The organism is Vibrio ruber DSM 16370 (assembly GCF_900163965.1).
In the GTDB taxonomy this organism is placed as follows: domain Bacteria; phylum Pseudomonadota; class Gammaproteobacteria; order Enterobacterales; family Vibrionaceae; genus Vibrio; species Vibrio ruber.
This window is the reverse complement of the sequence record NZ_FULE01000046.1, coordinates 1-18,252: the sequence shown is the minus strand read 5'-3', so window position 1 is coordinate 18,252 and position 18,252 is coordinate 1. Positions and strand designations below refer to the sequence as shown.

Genomic DNA, 18,252 nt, shown 5'->3' with positions numbered 1-18,252 from the left:
CAATGAACACGCATTTTATGGACATGGGGCTTGTTCACGCAACATGTCACCCTGTTTATACATTAGGTCCGCCGGGGACCAGTAGTGAATTCGCTTCAAAGTATTTTTGTAAACGGATGAAAGAATTCTATTCTGACAGTTTGAATCCCATCAATCTGAACGAAACTTATGAGCTGGCGCGCGATCATACCAAACAAGACAACGGATTACTGATTGTCGCCAATGCCTATCAAAAAATTAATGATTTCTATATGGACTCTCATTTGAATCTGTTAGCAACATTTGTTTTTGATACCCCTTTATACGGGATTGCGACTAATCGTACATTACCGCGCCGACCACTGAGAATTGCGTCTCATCCGGCACCGATCCCATTAATTCATGAGTTGCTACCGCAAGGTTTGCAGATCGAAACCATTATTGAAAAGAATTCCACCAGTGAAGCTGCCAATGCCGTGACTCAACATGAGGCCGATATTGCTTTAACGACAGAAATTGCAGCAGATCTGCACAATTTATCGTTTATATCCAATGTCCGTCCCATCCATATGTTGTGGTCTGTATTCGGATGTAAATCTTCGCAATAAAGTGCTGTTTATTCACCTGCTGATTGATCGAGAAGAACCAAAAAAGGAAGAGAAAAATGATAGAGATGAAATTACACACAATTGACAGCGCACCGGATGACAGTCGTCCACTACTGCAAAGTTCGATTGATAATTTCGGGTGGATCCCCAACCAAAGTGCATACATGGCTGAATCCCCTGACTTGCTGGCTTCTTATCAGTTTGCACATGACCGATTTTCACAATGTTCACTCGATGAAGCAGAAAAAGCGGTTGTCTGGCTCACAACCGGTGTGATTAACCAATGTCCTTATACGATTAAAGCCCATCGCTGGATTGCGATTCACCAAGGTGTCGCCAGTGACATTGTCGATAAAATGATCCACCGCCCGGAGCAACTTCCCCCCCGGTTAGCAGCACTTCACCAATTTACACAAGCGGTCATTCTTGCTCAGGGATCCATTCCTAAAGATAAGGCGCGCCATTTTTTAGATGCAGGCTTCACACAACAAAATATGCTTGACGTGATTTTAGGTATCTCCCAGAAGACCATGTCAACCTTACTCAACAGTTTGGCAGACACCGCTGTTGAGGCACAATTTCTGGATATGGTCGAAGCATAAGGTGGATAGTATGCGCTACTACAACCGGGAACATGTTGAACAAGCCCTTTCCATCCAGCTTGCGATTGAGTTAAGTCAGGTTGCTTTTGCTTTACAGAGTCAGGGAAAAGTGATGCAGTCAGTCCGTAGTATTATCCCGGCACCTGACGGACGACTGATGGGAACAATGCCCGCTTATATCTCTGAGGGCAAATATTCAGGCTTCGGCCTGAAATCTGTCTTGGTCGATTTTAATCCGCACCAAGGCGCGGCTTCTCATGAAGGATGTATCCTGTTATTCGATGAACAGGCAAACGGAGAAATGGTAACGGTTGACGCGGGTTCAATCACCGAACTCAGAACTGCGGCAGCCTCTGCCTGGGCAACACATTTACTTGCTCCACCACAAGCAACCAGACTGGCGATACTGGGTACAGGCCTGCAAGCACGTAAACACTTACTCACCATGCTTGCCGTACGCCCGATTGAGCAGGTGACAATCTGGGGCAGAAATCCGACCAACGTTGATCAATTTGCAACATGGTGTGCTGAACATCCCGTACTCAACAACATCACGATAACGATTGCAGAGACACCAGCCGAGGCAGTCTCCGACGCCGATATTATCTGCACCGTCACCGCAGCCCGGGCACCACTGCTGCACCTCGGTGACTTGCCACAAAGCTGCCATATCAATGCGGTCGGTGCATCAGCGATTGGATTTCAAGAATTGGATCCAGCAATCTATGGTGCGGTTGAACACTATGTTGATTCGCAAGAGTCATGCTGGAATGCCTCTCAGTGTCTTCAGCAAGCCAAAGAGAAAGGCTATCTGCCGAGTGAACATCTCAGCCGGGAAATTGGTGAATTAGGTACACATATTCCGGAAAATCGCCCTAAACGTACATTATTTAAATCTGTCGGTCTTGCCGTTCAGGATCTGGTTTTTGCCAGAGAAGTGCTCCACCAGAATCAATCAAACCCAACCTGAAGGAGCCTGTTGCACAGGTCATGTTCAGCACGGCTCAGATAGAATCAGTTCAATATAAGTAGGATACATAACCATGCTAGAATCAACACAGATATTTGCCTATATTGCAGCCCTCGGCATCGCAGCTGCAATTCCGGGCCCCGGAATGACCGCATTGGTGGCCAGAAGCGTGAGTGGCGGTGCAATCACCGGGTTTACGATGCTGGCCGGGTTGATTCTGGGTGATTTAGTCTACCTCTCATTTGCGGTATTTGGCCTCGCAGTGATCGCGCACAACTTCAGTACTTTATTCACACTGATCAGTTGGGCCTCTTCTCTCTATCTGGCTTGGCTGGCATGGCAATTCATTACTTGCAAGCCGGAAAGTATCCAGATCGATCAAAAAGCTTCCAGACGAGAGCTGACCTCAGCATGGTTTTCCGGTTTCACCATTACTTTAGGCAACCCCAAAACGATCGCATTCTATCTGGCAATCTTACCTCTGGTTATCACCTTGGATACCGTCTCGATAGAAACCTGGGGACTGTTGCTGGTACCACTCACCATTGCGGTATTAATTGCAGTTGGTTCGATTTTTATTCTGGGAGCACTGAAGGTCAGACGATTTCTTGCCAGCCAAAATGCTCAGATGCTGCTCTTTCGCAGCGCAGGGCTCATGATGCTCGCAGCCGCAGGCAGTATGATTGCCAAGACATTATAATTAGGAAGAGGTCGTTATTCGAAAAACAAAGTTATTCGCAAAACAAAGTTATTTGATTATCAGCGCCGGCGGAGACATCTTACGGTAAACGCCAGCCGTGCTTAAAAGAGCAGTTTACTGGCTATTTCGCCTGTAACATCTTCGAGCGCTCTTCACGGGGCGTGATTTGATAGTAAGCTTTATACGCGCTGGAAAAATGCGGCCCGCTGGAAAACCCGCACAATAATCCAATCTGTACAATTGAGGTATGCGTCGTCAGCAGCAGCTGGCGCGCCCTTTTCAAACGGAGCTGAAGATAATAACGGGCAGGCATCGTATCAAGATAACGCTTGAACAGGCGTTCGAGCTGACGACGCGAGATATGCACTAATTCGGCAATTTCATCCGTTGACAACGGTTCTTCCAGATTGTTTTCCATCAGTTCAACAGCCATTGTTAAACGCGGTTGGATATCCCCGCCAAACTGCTTAAATGGTAATCGCTGGCGCTCTTCTGCCGGCCGAATACGATCCATACACAGCTGATCAGACACAGCATAGGCCAGCTCTTTACCTTCGGTATTTTCCAGAAAATCCACCAGGCAGTCGAGCGTTGCCGACAGCCCGGCTGTGGTGATAAGCCGCTCACATCGCTCATAGAGATGATCGGACAGTTCAATCGATTCATAACGTTCGCTAAAACTATCCATCAAAGACCAATGAACTGCGGCACGCCGATGATCCAGCAACCCACTGTCAGCAAGCCAAAATACCCCGGCATTGCTGGCAAGAATGGTTTTTCCCTGTTGATAGAAATATTGCAGTTTTTTCTTTTCCAGCGGTGATGCAGCCTTGTCCGGCAGCGACTCACAAACAATTGCCAGTAAATCACACGTAAAGGCATCAGATAACGTGACAGGATTGGTTAAACAAGATAGTTCGGAAGACTCGTGCTCTGGTCTCACATAAATACACCGAAACCGCTCTTCACCGAGAATCTCGTTGGCAACGCGAAAAGGGGCTTCCAACGAGCCAATAGCATACCAAGAGTAATGACCGGGCAGATAGATCGCAACTTGGTAAATCGATGAGGCTGCATTTATCATTCAGAGCACTTATGGTGTCAATACGGATATGAAAAAGCAGCCTTGTCATGCTGCTTTTTCTCGTTATTTTAAGGCACCGGAAAGAAACTGCTGCAAACGTTCACTTTTCGGCTGACCGAATACATCTTCCGGGTGCCCTTCTTCTTCAATTTTTCCCTGATGAAGAAAAATGACATGGTTTGAAACATGCCGGGCAAATCCCATCTCATGAGTGACCACGATCATGGTTTTCCCTTCTTCAGCGAGTTGCTGCATGATCTTCAGCACCTCACCGACCAGCTCAGGATCGAGCGCAGAAGTCGGCTCATCAAACAGCAGCACTTCCGGTTCCATCGCCAAGGCTCGGGCTATCGATACGCGTTGTTGCTGTCCACCGGATAAATGGGTCGGATAACTTTGCTGCGCCCGTTCATCGATACCGACTTTATTGAGATAAGCAATCGCTCTTTCTCGTGCTTCTTGCTTACTGATACCCAACACCTGAACCGGAGCGATCATCACATTCTCCAGCACCGTCATATGACTCCACAGGTTAAAGTGCTGGAACACCATCGTCAACTTAGTACGCAGGAGCTGCAACTGTTTATGGTCACTGACTTTAAGTTGTCCGTCTGAATCGCGTTTCATCTGGATTTCTTGACCATTGATATAGATTGCGCCTGCCGATGGTTTCTCAAGAAAATTCAAACAGCGTAACAGCGTACTCTTCCCCGAGCCGGATGAGCCGATAATACTAATCACGTCACCGGCATTTGCCTGTAGAGAAACGCCTTTAATGACTTCATGCTGGCCGTACTTTTTATGGAGATCACTAACGGCCAGTTTTGTGTTTTGCATAATGCTTGTTCCTTAACAATCGGTTTCCTGAAAAAATCAGTTTCCTGAATTCTCAAGCCCGTCAAATGTGAGCCGCCACCGGAAACCTAAAAATCGATGTTCTAATGTTTGACTGGTATCGGATGCAGATGACGCAACCATTTCTTTTCTGCCCGCCGGAACAGGGCTACCAGCAAAAATGAAATCACTAAATAAAGTATGGCTGCAATCCCAAAGGCATGAAATGATTTATATGTTGCTGCATTGACATCCCGGGCGATTTTCAGAATATCGGGCACCGTGGCCGTAAATGCTAAGGATGTCGAATGAAGCATGATAATCACTTCATTACTATACGCGGGAATGGCACGTCGCAATGCTGAAGGAATCACAATACACCGATAGCGTTTCCAGCGGGAGAAGCCATATGCTTTTGCCGCTTCAATCTCTCCCTGACTGGTTTCCCGGATTGCACCGGCAAAAATCTCAAGGGTATAAGCGCAAGTATTGAGAAACAGCGCAAAAATCGTGCAGTTATATCCGCTGCGGAAAAACCAGTTGAGAAACTCCGTTGAACGGACGAACCCTAATGTATAGACCCCTGTATAAAAAATCAGCAATTGAACATACAGCGGTGTGCCCCGGAAAAGATATGAAAATAGCCAGACGGGTAACGACAACCAACGATTCTCAGACACCCGGGCCAGCGCCAGTGGGATAGAGACAATAAATCCCAGCGACACCGAAATAACCAGTAACCATAGCGTCACAGCGACACCGGTAAAGTGGTAACCATCTGTCCACAAAAATGCTTTGCCGTAGCGTTCAAGTATTTCAATCATGACAAACGACCTCTATGGCTGTATGCATAGCGACGTTCCAACCAATAAAATGCCAGATTTGATAAGGTGGTAAAAATCAGATAGACCACAGCCGCAACAATCGTAAAGTAGAAAAACTGATAGGTTCCTTTGCCGGCCATCTGCGTTGCCTTGACGACATCGGCAAGGCCGATAATGGAAACCAGCGCGGTTGACTTGAGGATCACCAGCCAGTTATTGGACAACCCCGGTAAGGCATGACGCATCATTTGTGGGAACAAAATCACCCGAAAGACTTGCCACGGTGTAAAACCATAGGACGTTCCGGCTTCAATCTGCCCTTTGGGAACGGCTAGAAAAGCCCCGCGAAACGTTTCTGTCAGATAGGCACCATAGATGAAGCCAATGGTCAAAACGCCAGCGGTGAATGGGTCAATATTAATTTGTTGCCATCCCAGAGCTTCAGTGATCTGATTGAGTCCCAGCTGCAAACCATAAAAAATCAGCATCATCAGCACTAAGTCGGGAATCCCGCGAATCAGCGTGGTATAAACATGAGCCAGTACGATCATCGGGCGATTGCCAAAAAGTTTGGCGCAAGCCCCGAACAACCCCAGAATAATCGAGAAAATTACCGAAAGAACTGCCAGTTCAATCGTCATGATTGCACCATCAAAGATAATGCCACCATATCCATAAAGCATAATGCCTTCCTAAATAATGCCTTCCTAAATAAATAACGCTCCCTCGAACGAAGGAGCGGAAAGGAGTGACGGCTTATTTACCGTAAATATCAAAATCAAAGTATTGCTTAGCAATCTCATCATAAGTGCCGTCTTTCAGCATGTCGCGTAAAGCAGCATTGATTTTATTTTTGAGTGCCTCATCGGTTTTACGTACCCCGATCCCAGCACCGACACCAAAGTATTTTTCATCATTGACTTCAGGGCCGCTGAACGCGAAATCTTTACCGACAGGACGGTTCAAAAAGCCATCGCTCGCGGCAACAGCATCCTGAAATGCAGCATCAAGACGACCATTGACTAAATCGGCATAAACCAGATCCTGATTCTGATAAGTCACGACATCCACCCCTTTGGATGCCCATTGCTCTTTTGCATAAGTTTCAGCCGTGGTGCCCTGAAAAACACCAACACGTTTACCACCTAAGGATGCAGCCGTCGGTTGCAGAGAGACACCTTTAGGCGTAATCAAACGGGCAGGCGTGCCATACAGTTTGTCTGTAAAATCAATTTCCTGCTGACGCTGGGGTGTAATCGACATAGAAGAGAGAATCGCATCGATTTTTTTCGCTTTCAGAGAAGGGATCAGGCCATCAAAATCACTTTCAACCCAGACACAATGCGCATCAATTCGCTTACATATTTCCTTCCCTAAATCGATATCAAATCCGGTCAGGGTGCCGTCTGGCTTTTTCATCTCAAAAGGTGCGTACCCAGGTTCAACACCCAACCGAACCAGCGGCTGATCCGCAGCCTGAACAAAAGGAGCAGCGAGAGTCAGCAGAAGCAGACTCAAATTCGTTATTCTTTTCATAGTGATATCTCATATATGATAAACATTGAAAACAGCACAATTCATGCCATCGGCGGCTATTCTTTCCAACCTCAGAGGAAGGAATATATTTAAACACCTAAAATGCATGAATACTTAAATAAATGCCTCAAAACGGGGATTCTACTGCATATAAATATAAAGTGCTTCTGATATTTTCAATTTTATCGATATTTTATATATGCACAATTAAGACACGTTCATGCACTATATTAATGCAGAATAACAATTTTTTCACTATTAATGCACAATTAAACAACAAAAATAAGCTAAAAATAAAAAATACCGCACCAGTTTGTATTCATTCGTTCTGGAATGAATACAAACAGATATACGGCATATTGACTTGATTGATAGTGGAATCTGTTGCGAGCTTTCAATGGGTATTCAGCCCGCGAAAAGATATGTCGATTTAGCATCGCTGCTGGCTCAAAATCGACGTTTGTGAAACAGAAGCATCAAGATCTCAAATCGTTCAGTCATGATGCCCCGGTATGACTCACTGACTGACAGGCTCTCCGGCTTCATCAGCCTCAACAATTTCAGTTTCTTCAAGCGCAGCATCAATCCATTGCTGCAACACCGGGCACGACAATACATGATTCACATATTGCTGAGCTGTTTCTCCGAAGCTCAACTGATACGTTTTTAAGCGCATCACTATCGGCGCAAACATCGCATCAGCAATAGAGTACTGACCGAAAAGCCATCCCCCCTGATCCGCGAAACGTGTCATCTGCCCGGCAAAAATGGCTTCAATCCGCTTGAGATCCTGCTGCGCAGCTTCAGACAACTTCAATGAGCGAGTCGCACGAATATTCATCGGCGCTTCACGACGCAGTGCCGAAAAACCTGAATGCATTTCTGCCGCCAGTGAACGCGCGGTGGCTTTATCCTTCGGATCGGCAGGCCATGCCTTTCCTGAAAGATAGGTATCATTGATATATTCACAGATTGCGAGCGAATCCCATACCGTAATGTCACCATCGATCAGACAAGGAACTTTCAGTGTCGGAGTCACGGATGCCAAAGCTGTGTAAAACTGTGGCGTATCAAGCGATAGCTGCACTTCATCGAACGAAATGTCTGATTTTGCCAATAAAATCCATGGTCTGAGTGACCACGTTGAATAATTTTTATTACCAATATATAGCTTCATTGATGCCCTCCAAGACTGGCAAAATGAAATAAGGAATGGAATGCGGGTGAGAAAATCACCAGCCTGAGCTGACGCTCAGGCCGGATAGTCATCATGACACAAATTATTCAATTTTAAACTTATTAACAATCGCTAATAATTGCTGATTGATGGTAATCAGACGACGGGTTGTCTCTGCGGTGTTGTCACCATTCTCGTTAATGGTATGCATCACTTCACGAATAGCGACCATACTGCGGTTAATATCTTCGGTCACACTGCTTTGTTCTTCAGCTGATGTTGCAATCTGAATCGACAGGTCATTAATTTCATTAACTGACGATGTCACTTTATCCAATGAAGACACCACGACAGTGGTTGACTCTTCTGTTGTCCGACAGCTGTTGCGGGTTGATTCCATACTGGAAACCACGGTTGCTGTTCCGGCTTTCAGGCGTTCCAACATCTGGACAATATCTTCGGTACTCCGGTGAGTCCGCGAAGCTAACGCCCGCACCTCATCCGCAACTACCGCGAAACCACGCCCTTGTTCTCCGGCTCTCGCCGCTTCAATCGCAGCATTCAAAGCCAGTAGGTTAGTCTGCTCAGCAATCCCGCCGATTTCACCCAGCAATTTACCGATTTCTTCTGTATGGGTGTTCATATCAGCAATGAATCGCGCCGTCTCTTCCACTTCTTCTGCCAATGCACCGACTTGTGCAACAGCCCGTTGGACAACCTCTTTAGAATGCTCAGCTTCACTATTGGTTGCTTCGGTCTGGCTTGCGGTGTTGGCCGCATTTTCTGCCACGACAGATGCCGTCGAACTCATTTCGTTCACGGCGGTCACCGTCAGTTCAATCTCCTGACTGTGTGACTGAAGCAGCTTACTATTCGAATCGGTTTGCTCTTCAAGTTGGGCGATTTCCCGGCTAATCGTATCTGTCGATTCCCTCACCTGTCGCATCATATTCTGCAGATTTTCGATAAACTGATTGATACCATCCGCAATCATGCCCAGCTCATCTTTTGAATCCACCGTCAAACGATGGGTCAGGTCACCATTTCCATTCGCCAGATCAGCAATCAAATTCTTCAACAAAAGGATTGGCTTGAACACCCAGTTAATCAGGAAAATCGCAATCGGGATCAAAATAATCGCGGCAATGATCAACGCAATTGTAATGTTACCGTTCAATTCATCTGTGTCATTTTGAATATAGTCGTTATCGATGTATCCGGTGAGTATCCACTCTTTTCCGGCGACATTAATCTTCGCATTCAGTGGGGTCAGATCATGCCCCTCAATCTTATTGGAAAAAATCTGCGTTTGTTTGTCATCCACCAACTCCAGATAACTGCCGTCAGTAGACATTGAGCTGAGCAGATTACCGAGATAAGAGAGATCAATGTAGAAAATGTTACCGGAGTCTTTGTTCTCAGGCACGGTGATGGTAATGGTTGGTTTACCATCATCCATAAAAACATCGCTGACGGTCAGTTCACCATTCGCCTGTTTAAAGATATCCATATATGGTTGCGCTGCCTGAGGATCTTTAATGGCACCATCCCGGTTGATGGTCATACCGAAGGCAACTTTAATCGCATCTTTGAAGCCGGTTTTTTCTATTGCCTGTTTGACCTCGTAAAAACTGAACTTCGTTGACTGAGCCAGCACGATATTGTCTTTCAGCTTTCCTTCCACCACAGAACGGATCGTGTCAATCTGTGTCCGGATCACTTGACTATCACTTTGATGTATATAGCGACTGATATAAAAATTAGCACTCACGTAGGCGGTGAATATCGTCACACAGATAATCGCAACAACGATGGCAAGCAATTTAGCTTTAAATGATACCTTTTTCATACTATATCCATGACCCTTTCTCAAATTTGTAGCCAACAACAGTCGCTACATTCCATAATGTGGTATATCAACAAAAAGTATTCCATTTAAATTATAACAATTAGATATATCAAAAAAATGTCATATCCGACATTTTTAAACATCATACGACGTATATCGACAGCCGGAACAGATTCTGTAATTCGTGGCACCTATTCGCAAAAACTAAAAAATCGTACTGTCCAATAAACTGACAATTATTTGTCAAATTTTAGCTCAAAACACTATTTTAAAAATTTTGATCACATTTTTGGCAATTTGCAGCCAAAAGTGAATATAAATCAATTTAAAGTCCCTGTATTTGGGATCTCCCTCATTCTTTTCAGTTCGCTGTTACTGTAGAAAAATTGTCAATATGCAATCAAACACAATAAGTTAGGGGAGAGAGTCCATGACTCTCTCCCCTATACAAAATGCTTCATCCCCGATGTACCGTGTTACGGCTCATCTTTTCGCTGATAACTACACTTTAAACTGACTCACAAGGTTAGAAAGGCGCAACGAAATATCGGCCACCACATTACCGGTATCGGCCACACGCTGATGGACACTGGTGGCTTTATCCGACAGTTCTTTCAGCTCAAAGATGCCTTGATTCACATCGACAATCACCGAACTCTGCTCTTCTGTCGCTGCCGCTATCTGAATATTCATTTCTTGAACCGTGGAAATCAGTTCACTGATTTCCTGAAATGCATGTCTCATTTCATCAGCCATACCGACTGATTCAGTGACAGCATCTTCCCCGCCTTGAATGGCCGCCTGCGTTTCATTCACGCCGGTGATAAGGCCGGATATCATCTCCTGAATATCTTCTGTCGAAGATTGTGTCCGTTGTGCCAACGTTCTTACTTCATCAGCGACAACCGCAAAACCACGTCCTTGTTCACCGGCTCGTGCCGCTTCAATTGCAGCGTTCAATGCCAGTAGATTCGTTTGATCAGCAATGCCACGAATCACATCCAGCACTGAAGTAATATTGTCAGAATCTGCGGCAAGTGATGACATTTTCTGACTGGCTTCTTGAAAACTCACTGACAGTTTATCGTTCAACGCGACGTTTTTATCCACCAGTGTCATACCACTACTCGCAGCGCGATTGGCCTCCTCACTTTTAGAAGACGTATGCTGTGCATTGGTCGTAATTTCCTGAATTGCCAGATTGATTTGCTCAAACGCTTGAAATAGCAGTTCCAGTCGCTGTTGCTGATTGTGACCAATCGTTTCGGTCTTACTGACAACATCCTGAAGATGACTGGTATCCGCCCCCAGCTTCTCAACCCCGTCAATTACACTTTTCACCAGTTGTTGGAGCTGCTCCAGCAAGTGATTCACACTTGAAGACAAATCTCCCAGTTCGGTTTTTTTCTTCACCGTCAAGCGGCTCACTAAGTCACCATCCCCTTGAGTTAAGTCATCGATCTTATCTTTCACGGAATAGATCGCAGACGTAATCGCTTTGGGAATGAAAAATACCAATATCAGCCCAATCACCACCGAGATGAGAGAAATCATCATATTCCAGAAAATGCTCTGTCCGACAACATCACTTGAGTGCCCATAGAGTTCATTTCCCAGCTGATCGACCAGCTCTCCGGCTTTATCATACTCGTTACGTAGGAGCTCAAAATATTTTTCAGACTCGATAAATTTTGTGTAAGCCTGCGTCTTATCACCTTTTTCTATCAGTGAAAACACCCGATCGGACTGATCCTTCCAGTCTTTAAAAATACGGTCGAAGTCATTGAATTGCGCAACAATTTGTTGACGCTCATTCATATATTGCAAATAGTTTTGCATACGTTCATAAGCTTGTTGAGCATTTTCCTGATAGTCACCGTGTGCTCCCTTTAATATCTTCTCGTCATTCGTCAGCAGCGCATCTTGCTGCCCCTTCAGCGCCTGATACAAATCGCGGTCAGCATTGAGCACATCCCGTTGAGCTTTTCTCAGAGGTTCAGCAAATAGTTGGATATTACGTTCCAGCAGGTTCAGTGAATTCCGGTTTTGTAACCCGGAAAAAACAATGATCGCAGTTAAAAAGGCCAAAGACAGGCCGAGCTGCATACGGATGGTAAAATTACTAAACATCATGGCATCCTAAAATAATGTGCATCAGCTTCTGTAAAACTTCTTATTATTCGAATACGAAACAGACCCAATGCGATGAAATTTAAATGACCAACATGACGCTCAGTGTTTGATTTGAATAGTGGATGTATGACTAAAGTCTAGTGATAAAAAGCACAATTAGAGAGTGCAGACCTGCAAAAATGGAATTAAAACCAACCCAGTGTAAATAAATTGTTAAGTTAATCGATAAAATTCATGTAATAAAAATATGGGCCAAAGCATAACTTTGACCCATATCACAGTAATCGTCTTTCACGGTTCGGTTAATCCTGCAACCATCGAATCGCTTCATCATGATTGTCAAAATAGCGGATCTCTCCTGAGATGAACCAACTTCCGACCTGCGCTGCCAGAGCTTGCCAGTCCTGATGACCATAAAGTGCGACTTTATTAAAGTCCGCACCATGTTGCAGCCCCAGTTTGAAGTCATCCCATGCGGCCCGAAGCTCCCATCCTTCCAGCTCGGAGGCATCAAACAACACATCGACTTTCGGAGTATTCACTTTGACCAGTGCAGCATCGAGAAGTGGTGTGATCATCTCATAATCATGATGCGTTAATGTCCCGACGGCTTTAATCGATACAAAAAATTCGTGATCGACCCGTTCCAGTCCAATGGTGAGGCCATGCTTTTTATACGCCATCCTAACCTCCATCAAGTATCAGAGACAAAATTACCAAATAACCACCCTAAGATATATTATCCTTTAAGCATATGCTATCCGGTAAAAAAGCGCATGGATCCATCCCACAAATTCAGCATAAACGAACCATTCAATCAAAGCAGACAATCGGCAACCACACGCCAGAGGTATACGCTTTTCCATGCTTAATTCATGGTTGTTATCGACTTTTATTTGGTGCTAATTTATGACTTCCTATTCACCGAGTGATTAAAGTCAGCGTCCTATGACCAGTATAAAAACCCGCTGTCCATCATGCCGGGCGATGAATCGTGTCCCCACCGAGCGTATTTCTGAGCTCCCGGTCTGTGGTAAGTGTAAACAGTTCCTCCTTGACGGCTTACCTGTTGAAGGGACAGTCGATAATTTTCAGGCCATTTTGAATAGTGATACCCCTGTGGTCGTCGACTTTTGGGCCCCCTGGTGTAACCCGTGTGTCGGGTTTGCGCCGATCTTTGAGCAAACGGCACAAGAACGTCTCCGGGCGGTTCGGTTTATCAAGATTGATACTGAGGCGCAACAGACACTGGCAGCGCAATTTCAGATTCGCAGTATTCCAACGGTCATGGTCTTTCACCGCGGGCAACGGCTTAATACGATCAACGGAGCACTACCTTATTCTCAGTTTAATGCGTGGCTGGATGAGTCGCTGAAAAGCCAATAAAAGATTGGGTGATATTTCGACCGAAAGCAGACAGGCACGCTAAGCGTGCCTGTCCTTGCTATATCTTCACTATAGACATAGATGTCACATTCAAGATGTTATACAAGCACCAATTCAACCCGAATATTACCGCGAGTGGCATTTGAATATGGGCACACTTGGTGCGCTTTTTCGATCAACGCCTGTGCGACGCTACGCTCAAGATTCGGAAGAGAAATGTGCAACTCGACATCAATCCCGAAACCGGAACCAGCCTCATTTTGACCAATGCCGACTTTTGCCGTCACACTCAGATCCTGAGATAATTTGATCTTTTCCTGCATCGCGACAAACTTCATCGCACCGATAAAACAGGCAGAATAGCCCGCAGCAAAAAGCTGCTCTGGGTTTGTTCCTTCACCATCGGCACCCCCCAATTCTTTCGGGGTGCTAAGATTCACTTGTAATTTGTTATCGTCAGAAACAGATTTTCCGTCACGTCCGCCTGTGGTTGTTACTTGTGCTGTATATAGAATATTCATGACTAACCTCCAGTTAGTTATTGCGATAATTATTCAAATTAAAAAAAGCCCACAGCTTTTCTCTTTCATGAGACAATATTATTGCAATAATAGTTATTGCGCAATATATTTTTTTGACAGATTACCTACTTGGGCTGGTGCTTGAGTAAGTTATTTCTTAATGTCGTAATTTTATCTCTCATATCAATCAGTTCCCGAGTGGGTATACCACAAGCCTCAAGGAGGCACTGATTAATTTTCATTGCTTCGGATTTCAGTTGCCGCCCCTTCGGGGTCAGACGCACATTCAATGAACGCTCATCGTGTAGCTGTCGGGTGCGATCGATCAACCCTTCTTGCTCCATCCGCTTAATCACGGGGGTTAAAGCACCGGATTTCTGTCCTAATCGCTCACCGATATCTTTCAGACCGATACCATCTTGCTCCCAAAGAATCAGCAACACGAGATATTGCGGATACGTTAGCCCCAGCGGTTCCAATAGCGGTTTATACATCTGGGTCATCGCCAAAGAGGTCGAATAAAGGGCAAAACATAGCTGGTTATCCAGCAATAAAGCGTTATTATCAGGCATTCTTTCTACTTCTTTTTTCTCAGGTCTACTTCTATCAGACGTTGACGGCATAACGACCCGTTTAAACGACTGGGATTGTCTGTATTATGTTCAGTGGGCTGCCAATCAGAGATACGCTGCTGTTGAGAACGCTTTATCCATCCATACTCAATGTCGGCAAAATGACATCGATAACAACAGCGTCCAACACATATCGGGTCAGTTAAACCCCAATCAAATCATAGCGAGAACAAGTTATTCTTCAGCGGTGGCCTCATGAATTGCTTCTTTCGTTGAATGATAAACTTCACTCGATTTCTCTTTGGTTGTGTCCCATATTGCAGAAGAGTCTTCTTTCACACCGTTCCAAGTTGAAGAACAAGCACTCAAAAACAACGCGAATATAGCAATCAGTCCATATTTCATTGATACTCTCCTCTCTATTGACTGAACGTCTCAGGCAAAAGCATAGCACGGCTTCGCATCCATCTTCCGCCCATTTTTGTGTCTGCAACGAAAGCACCTTCTGTTAACCAAGGATATCGTGACAGGAAAAAATATAATGTAATAACATAATGTCGTTTGTGTAATGCAAATGTCAAAATCGTCATCAACTGCGGAAGGAATCTCTCATAATCGAGTAGAACAATAACCACACCCGATCATTCAGGGATCTGTCATATTTACAGTAAAGGCCAGAAGAGAACACAGCGGATAACTCGGGCTTCCTAGCAGAAGCCCTTGATAAGATTAGTTTTCAGCCGGATTTTCGATGAGCGGGATATTTTCCAAATCATTCGCTTGATCTTCGAATGCTTTCAGACGTTTATAGATGGACAATAATTCAACAATCGTTGTCCATGAGTTGATCAGATATTGAAAGGAGCTTTCAACCTGCCCGAATGCATTGATAATTCGCTGCATGACCCCCAATGTAAAAGCCCCCGCGACAATCGACGGTGCCAGAGCAATGATCGGAATGAATGAGCCAACCTGTAAGTAACCATAACGGACGATATTAAAGTACACATAATGTTTATAAAGGCGGAAGTAGTTATGCCGGACATCACTGAATAATTGTTTTAAGGTTTGCGGTTCAGCACGATGTTCATGATCCTCACCGTAGACCAATTCTTTCCTGTAGGCGGCCTCAACCCGTTGATTCTTGAATTCTAATCCCGGTAATTTTATCCCGGCAGCCGCTAACAATACCGTACCGATGATTGACCAGATAATGGCAACAAAGACCAACCCCTGAGATACTTCACCAACGAATGGCAAGGTTTTCACATGGCCGGAGAGCCCCCATAAAATGGGCAAAAAAGCAATCAGTGTCATCACCGCATTTAATAGGCTGACCCCTAAACTTTCCATGATCGAAGCAAAGCGCATCGTGTCTTCCTGAATCCGCTGTGATGCCCCCTCAATATGGCGGACTTGTTGCCAACGAGCAGTATAATAATCCGTCATTGCGGTACGCCATCGGAACACATAATGACTGACAAAAAAGTGATTACAAACTGCGACCATAATGGCAATAAGCAAAATCACGGCAACGGTTGTCAGTTCACCATAAAACTCACCGAGAGTAATGCTGTTGGGATTTGTCAGTGCATTCTGGATCAGGTTATAAAAATTACCATACCATTCATTGAGCATCACACTGACTTCGACCTGAAACCAAGTAATAAATACGATCAAACCAGACCCGACAACAGACCAGCGTGCCCATTTTTGCCCACCGGACTTGAACCAGACGCCAATAAACAGGGCATAACAGACAAACATATATTGATACAGCCAGGCATTAGTCGCACTCTCCTGTGCTTGTTGAAAAGCAGCCTGAGCCGCAGGAGCGGCGTCCACAAGAAGCGGCGGTGGAAACCCCATCCCGACCAGATAGCCGAGGCTAAAATCAGCACCTAACTCACGCCCACCGGTGTACCAGCAGATCACACACAGTAATGCCCAAATCACAAAGCTAAGGAAAAATAATTTAGGTTTCGGAAAGAAAGAATCAAACACTATATCAATCTCTTCTTGATTTTATGGATAGTTATCGTGCTGATGGCAACATCGTGAAGCACGGTAAAATAAATCGCAGCATTAATATTCACGATTCCGCGGTGACATGCAATCTTTCTCACTCACAACAGATCCTTGTCAGAGAGTCAGACAGACATCCGATATCAAACAAACCACCGCAGCTTTTCTTCGTGTGGACAATCGGTTATATTCAGCAATCACCATGAAGCCGATTGAGCACGTTCGTTAAGACCAACAGAACGAATGAAAATTCCCTGTATATGACGATTGAGTGGAGAGATTTCCATCTAAAGTGTGTCAACACTGTTTAAACAACACACAAAAAATCAGCATTTATAAATAACGTGCTAACCATACACTCTGAATATTCAAGTCCAACTTTAACTTACTCATGACAAAGTAATAACATGGCATAATTTTTTTCGGTTAAATTAAAAGTATGTTTTAGCAAACGCCAGAAAAAATATAACCATTATGGACATGATATTTTAATTTTAGTGAAAATTATTATGTTGGCATGGTTGCTGTTATTTAAAATATGTAGCTTTCGCTAAACAACAGTCGCGCATCAACGATGATGACTTATTCAAAATCACTAGGAGTAAAAAGATGAAAAAGATCCTTCCAATTCTAGCGAGTACCATGGCTTTAACAACGTTCAGCACCATTTCAAACGCAGCAGTTTTGGACGATGAAAGTGGGATTTATGTTGGCGGTAACTACGGTTACGTCAAGATTGATGGCCAAGACGATTTTGATGATGACAACGATGTGATGCAAGGACTCATTGGTTTCAAATTAAATCGTTACATTGGTATTGAAGGGAGTTATATCGACTTCGGTTCGTATGGTGGTAACGTAGCAAGCGCTGAAACCGACGGTTATACAGCCGCGCTAAAATTAACGGCGCCGATTGGTGATCGCGTAGAACTTTACGCGAAAGGCGGCCAGCTTTGGTACACCACAGATTACGATATCTTAGGTGTCAGTGGTGATGAAGATGACGAGGCTGTATTTGCTGGTGCCGGTGTTGGATTTAAAGTCACAGACAACTTTTTAGTCAATGCAGAATATACTTGGTATGACGTTGACTTAAATGCCAATGATATTAACAATGGCGCAGATACCAACACTGATTTAAAACAAGCAACCATTGGTGCAGAATATCGTTTCTAAATCATATTCAAGAAATAGAAGTTTATCTAAAAAGCACTCTCAGGAGTAATGCCAGTCAGTTAAGCTGACTGGCATTGTTCTTTTTATGTGGATACTTTCTGGGTTTTGGCTTTACCCACCTTGGGTAAGTTCTGTCTTCCCGCCTTGGTGGAAGCTTAAAGTAGCTCATTTGTTCCAATAAGGATTCATAATGTTTTGGGATATTACCTGGACTTGTCAGCGGTAAAGTTGCAAAAAACTGAGTGATTGCCATGGAACAACTGGTAAAACTGAGTT

At 44.6% G+C, this 18,252-nt stretch carries 19 protein-coding genes and 1 pseudogene; 6 read left to right on the top strand and 14 right to left on the bottom strand.

The genetic code is table 11. The features are described 5' to 3' along the window. The first annotated feature begins 2 nt into the window (after positions 1–2). The 4 genes from VR7878_RS16025 to VR7878_RS16010 all read left to right on the top strand — a co-directional run bounded on the left by VR7878_RS16025 (position 3) and on the right by VR7878_RS16010 (position 2,859). Positions 3–587: a type 2 periplasmic-binding domain-containing protein gene (locus tag VR7878_RS16025; protein WP_077337054.1), complete on the top strand. Its 585-nt coding sequence runs from the start codon at positions 3–5 to the stop codon at positions 585–587. A 56-nt stretch (positions 588–643) separates the two neighbouring features. Beyond that, positions 644–1,189 (top strand): carboxymuconolactone decarboxylase family protein, encoded by a 546-nt coding sequence (locus VR7878_RS16020; protein ID WP_077337053.1) that lies wholly within the window; start codon positions 644–646, stop codon positions 1,187–1,189. 10 nt (positions 1,190–1,199) lie between these two features. Further along, positions 1,200–2,159, top strand: coding sequence for an ornithine cyclodeaminase family protein (locus tag VR7878_RS16015; RefSeq protein ID WP_077337052.1), 960 nt, complete (start codon positions 1,200–1,202; stop codon positions 2,157–2,159). A 73-nt stretch (positions 2,160–2,232) separates the two neighbouring features. Beyond that, positions 2,233–2,859: a LysE family translocator gene (locus VR7878_RS16010; RefSeq protein ID WP_077337051.1), complete on the top strand. Its 627-nt coding sequence runs from the start codon at positions 2,233–2,235 to the stop codon at positions 2,857–2,859. 121 nt (positions 2,860–2,980) lie between these two features. On the opposite strand, the gene VR7878_RS16005 is transcribed toward VR7878_RS16010, so the two are convergent. The 9 genes from VR7878_RS16005 to VR7878_RS15965 form a co-directional block, all read right to left on the bottom strand. Further along, positions 2,981–3,943: a GlxA family transcriptional regulator gene (locus tag VR7878_RS16005; RefSeq protein ID WP_077337050.1), complete on the bottom strand. Its 963-nt coding sequence runs from the start codon at positions 3,941–3,943 to the stop codon at positions 2,981–2,983. Positions 3,944–4,006: 63 nt separating this feature from the next. Then, complete coding sequence (gene hisP, locus VR7878_RS16000; RefSeq protein WP_077337049.1) at positions 4,007–4,780, bottom strand: histidine ABC transporter ATP-binding protein HisP; 774 nt, start codon at positions 4,778–4,780, stop codon at positions 4,007–4,009. Positions 4,781–4,881: 101 nt separating this feature from the next. Further along, positions 4,882–5,601, bottom strand: a complete 720-nt coding sequence (locus tag VR7878_RS15995) for an ABC transporter permease (RefSeq protein WP_077337048.1) — start codon at positions 5,599–5,601, stop codon at positions 4,882–4,884. Next, positions 5,598–6,284: an ABC transporter permease gene (locus tag VR7878_RS15990; protein ID WP_077337047.1), complete on the bottom strand. Its 687-nt coding sequence runs from the start codon at positions 6,282–6,284 to the stop codon at positions 5,598–5,600. The genes VR7878_RS15995 and VR7878_RS15990 overlap by 4 nt, the downstream gene beginning before the upstream one ends. A 73-nt stretch (positions 6,285–6,357) precedes the next feature. After that, complete coding sequence (locus VR7878_RS15985; RefSeq protein ID WP_077337046.1) at positions 6,358–7,137, bottom strand: ABC transporter substrate-binding protein; 780 nt, start codon at positions 7,135–7,137, stop codon at positions 6,358–6,360. Between the two features lie 517 nt (positions 7,138–7,654). After that, positions 7,655–8,314: a glutathione S-transferase family protein gene (locus tag VR7878_RS15980; RefSeq protein WP_077337045.1), complete on the bottom strand. Its 660-nt coding sequence runs from the start codon at positions 8,312–8,314 to the stop codon at positions 7,655–7,657. Positions 8,315–8,417: 103 nt separating this feature from the next. After that, the gene (locus VR7878_RS15975; RefSeq protein ID WP_077337044.1) at positions 8,418–10,163 is read right to left on the bottom strand and encodes a methyl-accepting chemotaxis protein; all 1,746 of its coding nucleotides are present in this window, start codon (positions 10,161–10,163) and stop codon (positions 8,418–8,420) included. Positions 10,164–10,664: 501 nt separating this feature from the next. Then, positions 10,665–12,296: a methyl-accepting chemotaxis protein gene (locus VR7878_RS15970; RefSeq protein WP_077337043.1), complete on the bottom strand. Its 1,632-nt coding sequence runs from the start codon at positions 12,294–12,296 to the stop codon at positions 10,665–10,667. Positions 12,297–12,598: 302 nt separating this feature from the next. Beyond that, positions 12,599–12,979 (bottom strand): SpoIIAA family protein, encoded by a 381-nt coding sequence (locus tag VR7878_RS15965; RefSeq protein ID WP_077337042.1) that lies wholly within the window; start codon positions 12,977–12,979, stop codon positions 12,599–12,601. Positions 12,980–13,244: 265 nt separating this feature from the next. On the opposite strand from VR7878_RS15965, the gene trxC reads away from it, so the two are divergent. Then, a complete protein-coding gene (gene trxC / locus VR7878_RS15960; RefSeq protein WP_077337041.1) occupies positions 13,245–13,682 on the top strand; it encodes a thioredoxin TrxC in 438 nt (145 codons plus the stop codon). 98 nt (positions 13,683–13,780) lie between these two features. On the opposite strand, the gene VR7878_RS15955 is transcribed toward trxC, so the two are convergent. The 4 genes from VR7878_RS15955 to sbmA form a co-directional block, all read right to left on the bottom strand. Further along, positions 13,781–14,203: an organic hydroperoxide resistance protein gene (locus VR7878_RS15955; protein WP_077337040.1), complete on the bottom strand. Its 423-nt coding sequence runs from the start codon at positions 14,201–14,203 to the stop codon at positions 13,781–13,783. A 125-nt stretch (positions 14,204–14,328) separates the two neighbouring features. Further along, positions 14,329–14,775: a MarR family winged helix-turn-helix transcriptional regulator gene (locus VR7878_RS15950; RefSeq protein ID WP_077337039.1), complete on the bottom strand. Its 447-nt coding sequence runs from the start codon at positions 14,773–14,775 to the stop codon at positions 14,329–14,331. 234 nt (positions 14,776–15,009) lie between these two features. Further along, on the bottom strand, positions 15,010–15,180 hold the full coding sequence (locus VR7878_RS21245) for a hypothetical protein (protein WP_162841943.1): 171 nt from the start codon (positions 15,178–15,180) through the stop codon (positions 15,010–15,012). Positions 15,181–15,504: 324 nt separating this feature from the next. Then, entirely contained in the window at positions 15,505–16,779 is a 1,275-nt protein-coding gene (gene sbmA / locus VR7878_RS15945) for a peptide antibiotic transporter SbmA (RefSeq protein ID WP_077337038.1), read from the bottom strand. A 630-nt stretch (positions 16,780–17,409) separates the two neighbouring features. Between sbmA and VR7878_RS15940 the strand changes: the two genes are divergently transcribed. After that, positions 17,410–17,976 carry a porin family protein gene (locus VR7878_RS15940; protein WP_077337037.1) on the top strand — a complete coding sequence of 189 codons (567 nt, stop codon included), beginning with the start codon at positions 17,410–17,412 and terminating at the stop codon, positions 17,974–17,976. A 55-nt stretch (positions 17,977–18,031) separates the two neighbouring features. Here the strand turns inward: VR7878_RS15940 and VR7878_RS21310 are convergent. Further along, positions 18,032–18,252, bottom strand: a pseudogene (locus tag VR7878_RS21310) (IS4 family transposase); the annotation flags it as partial.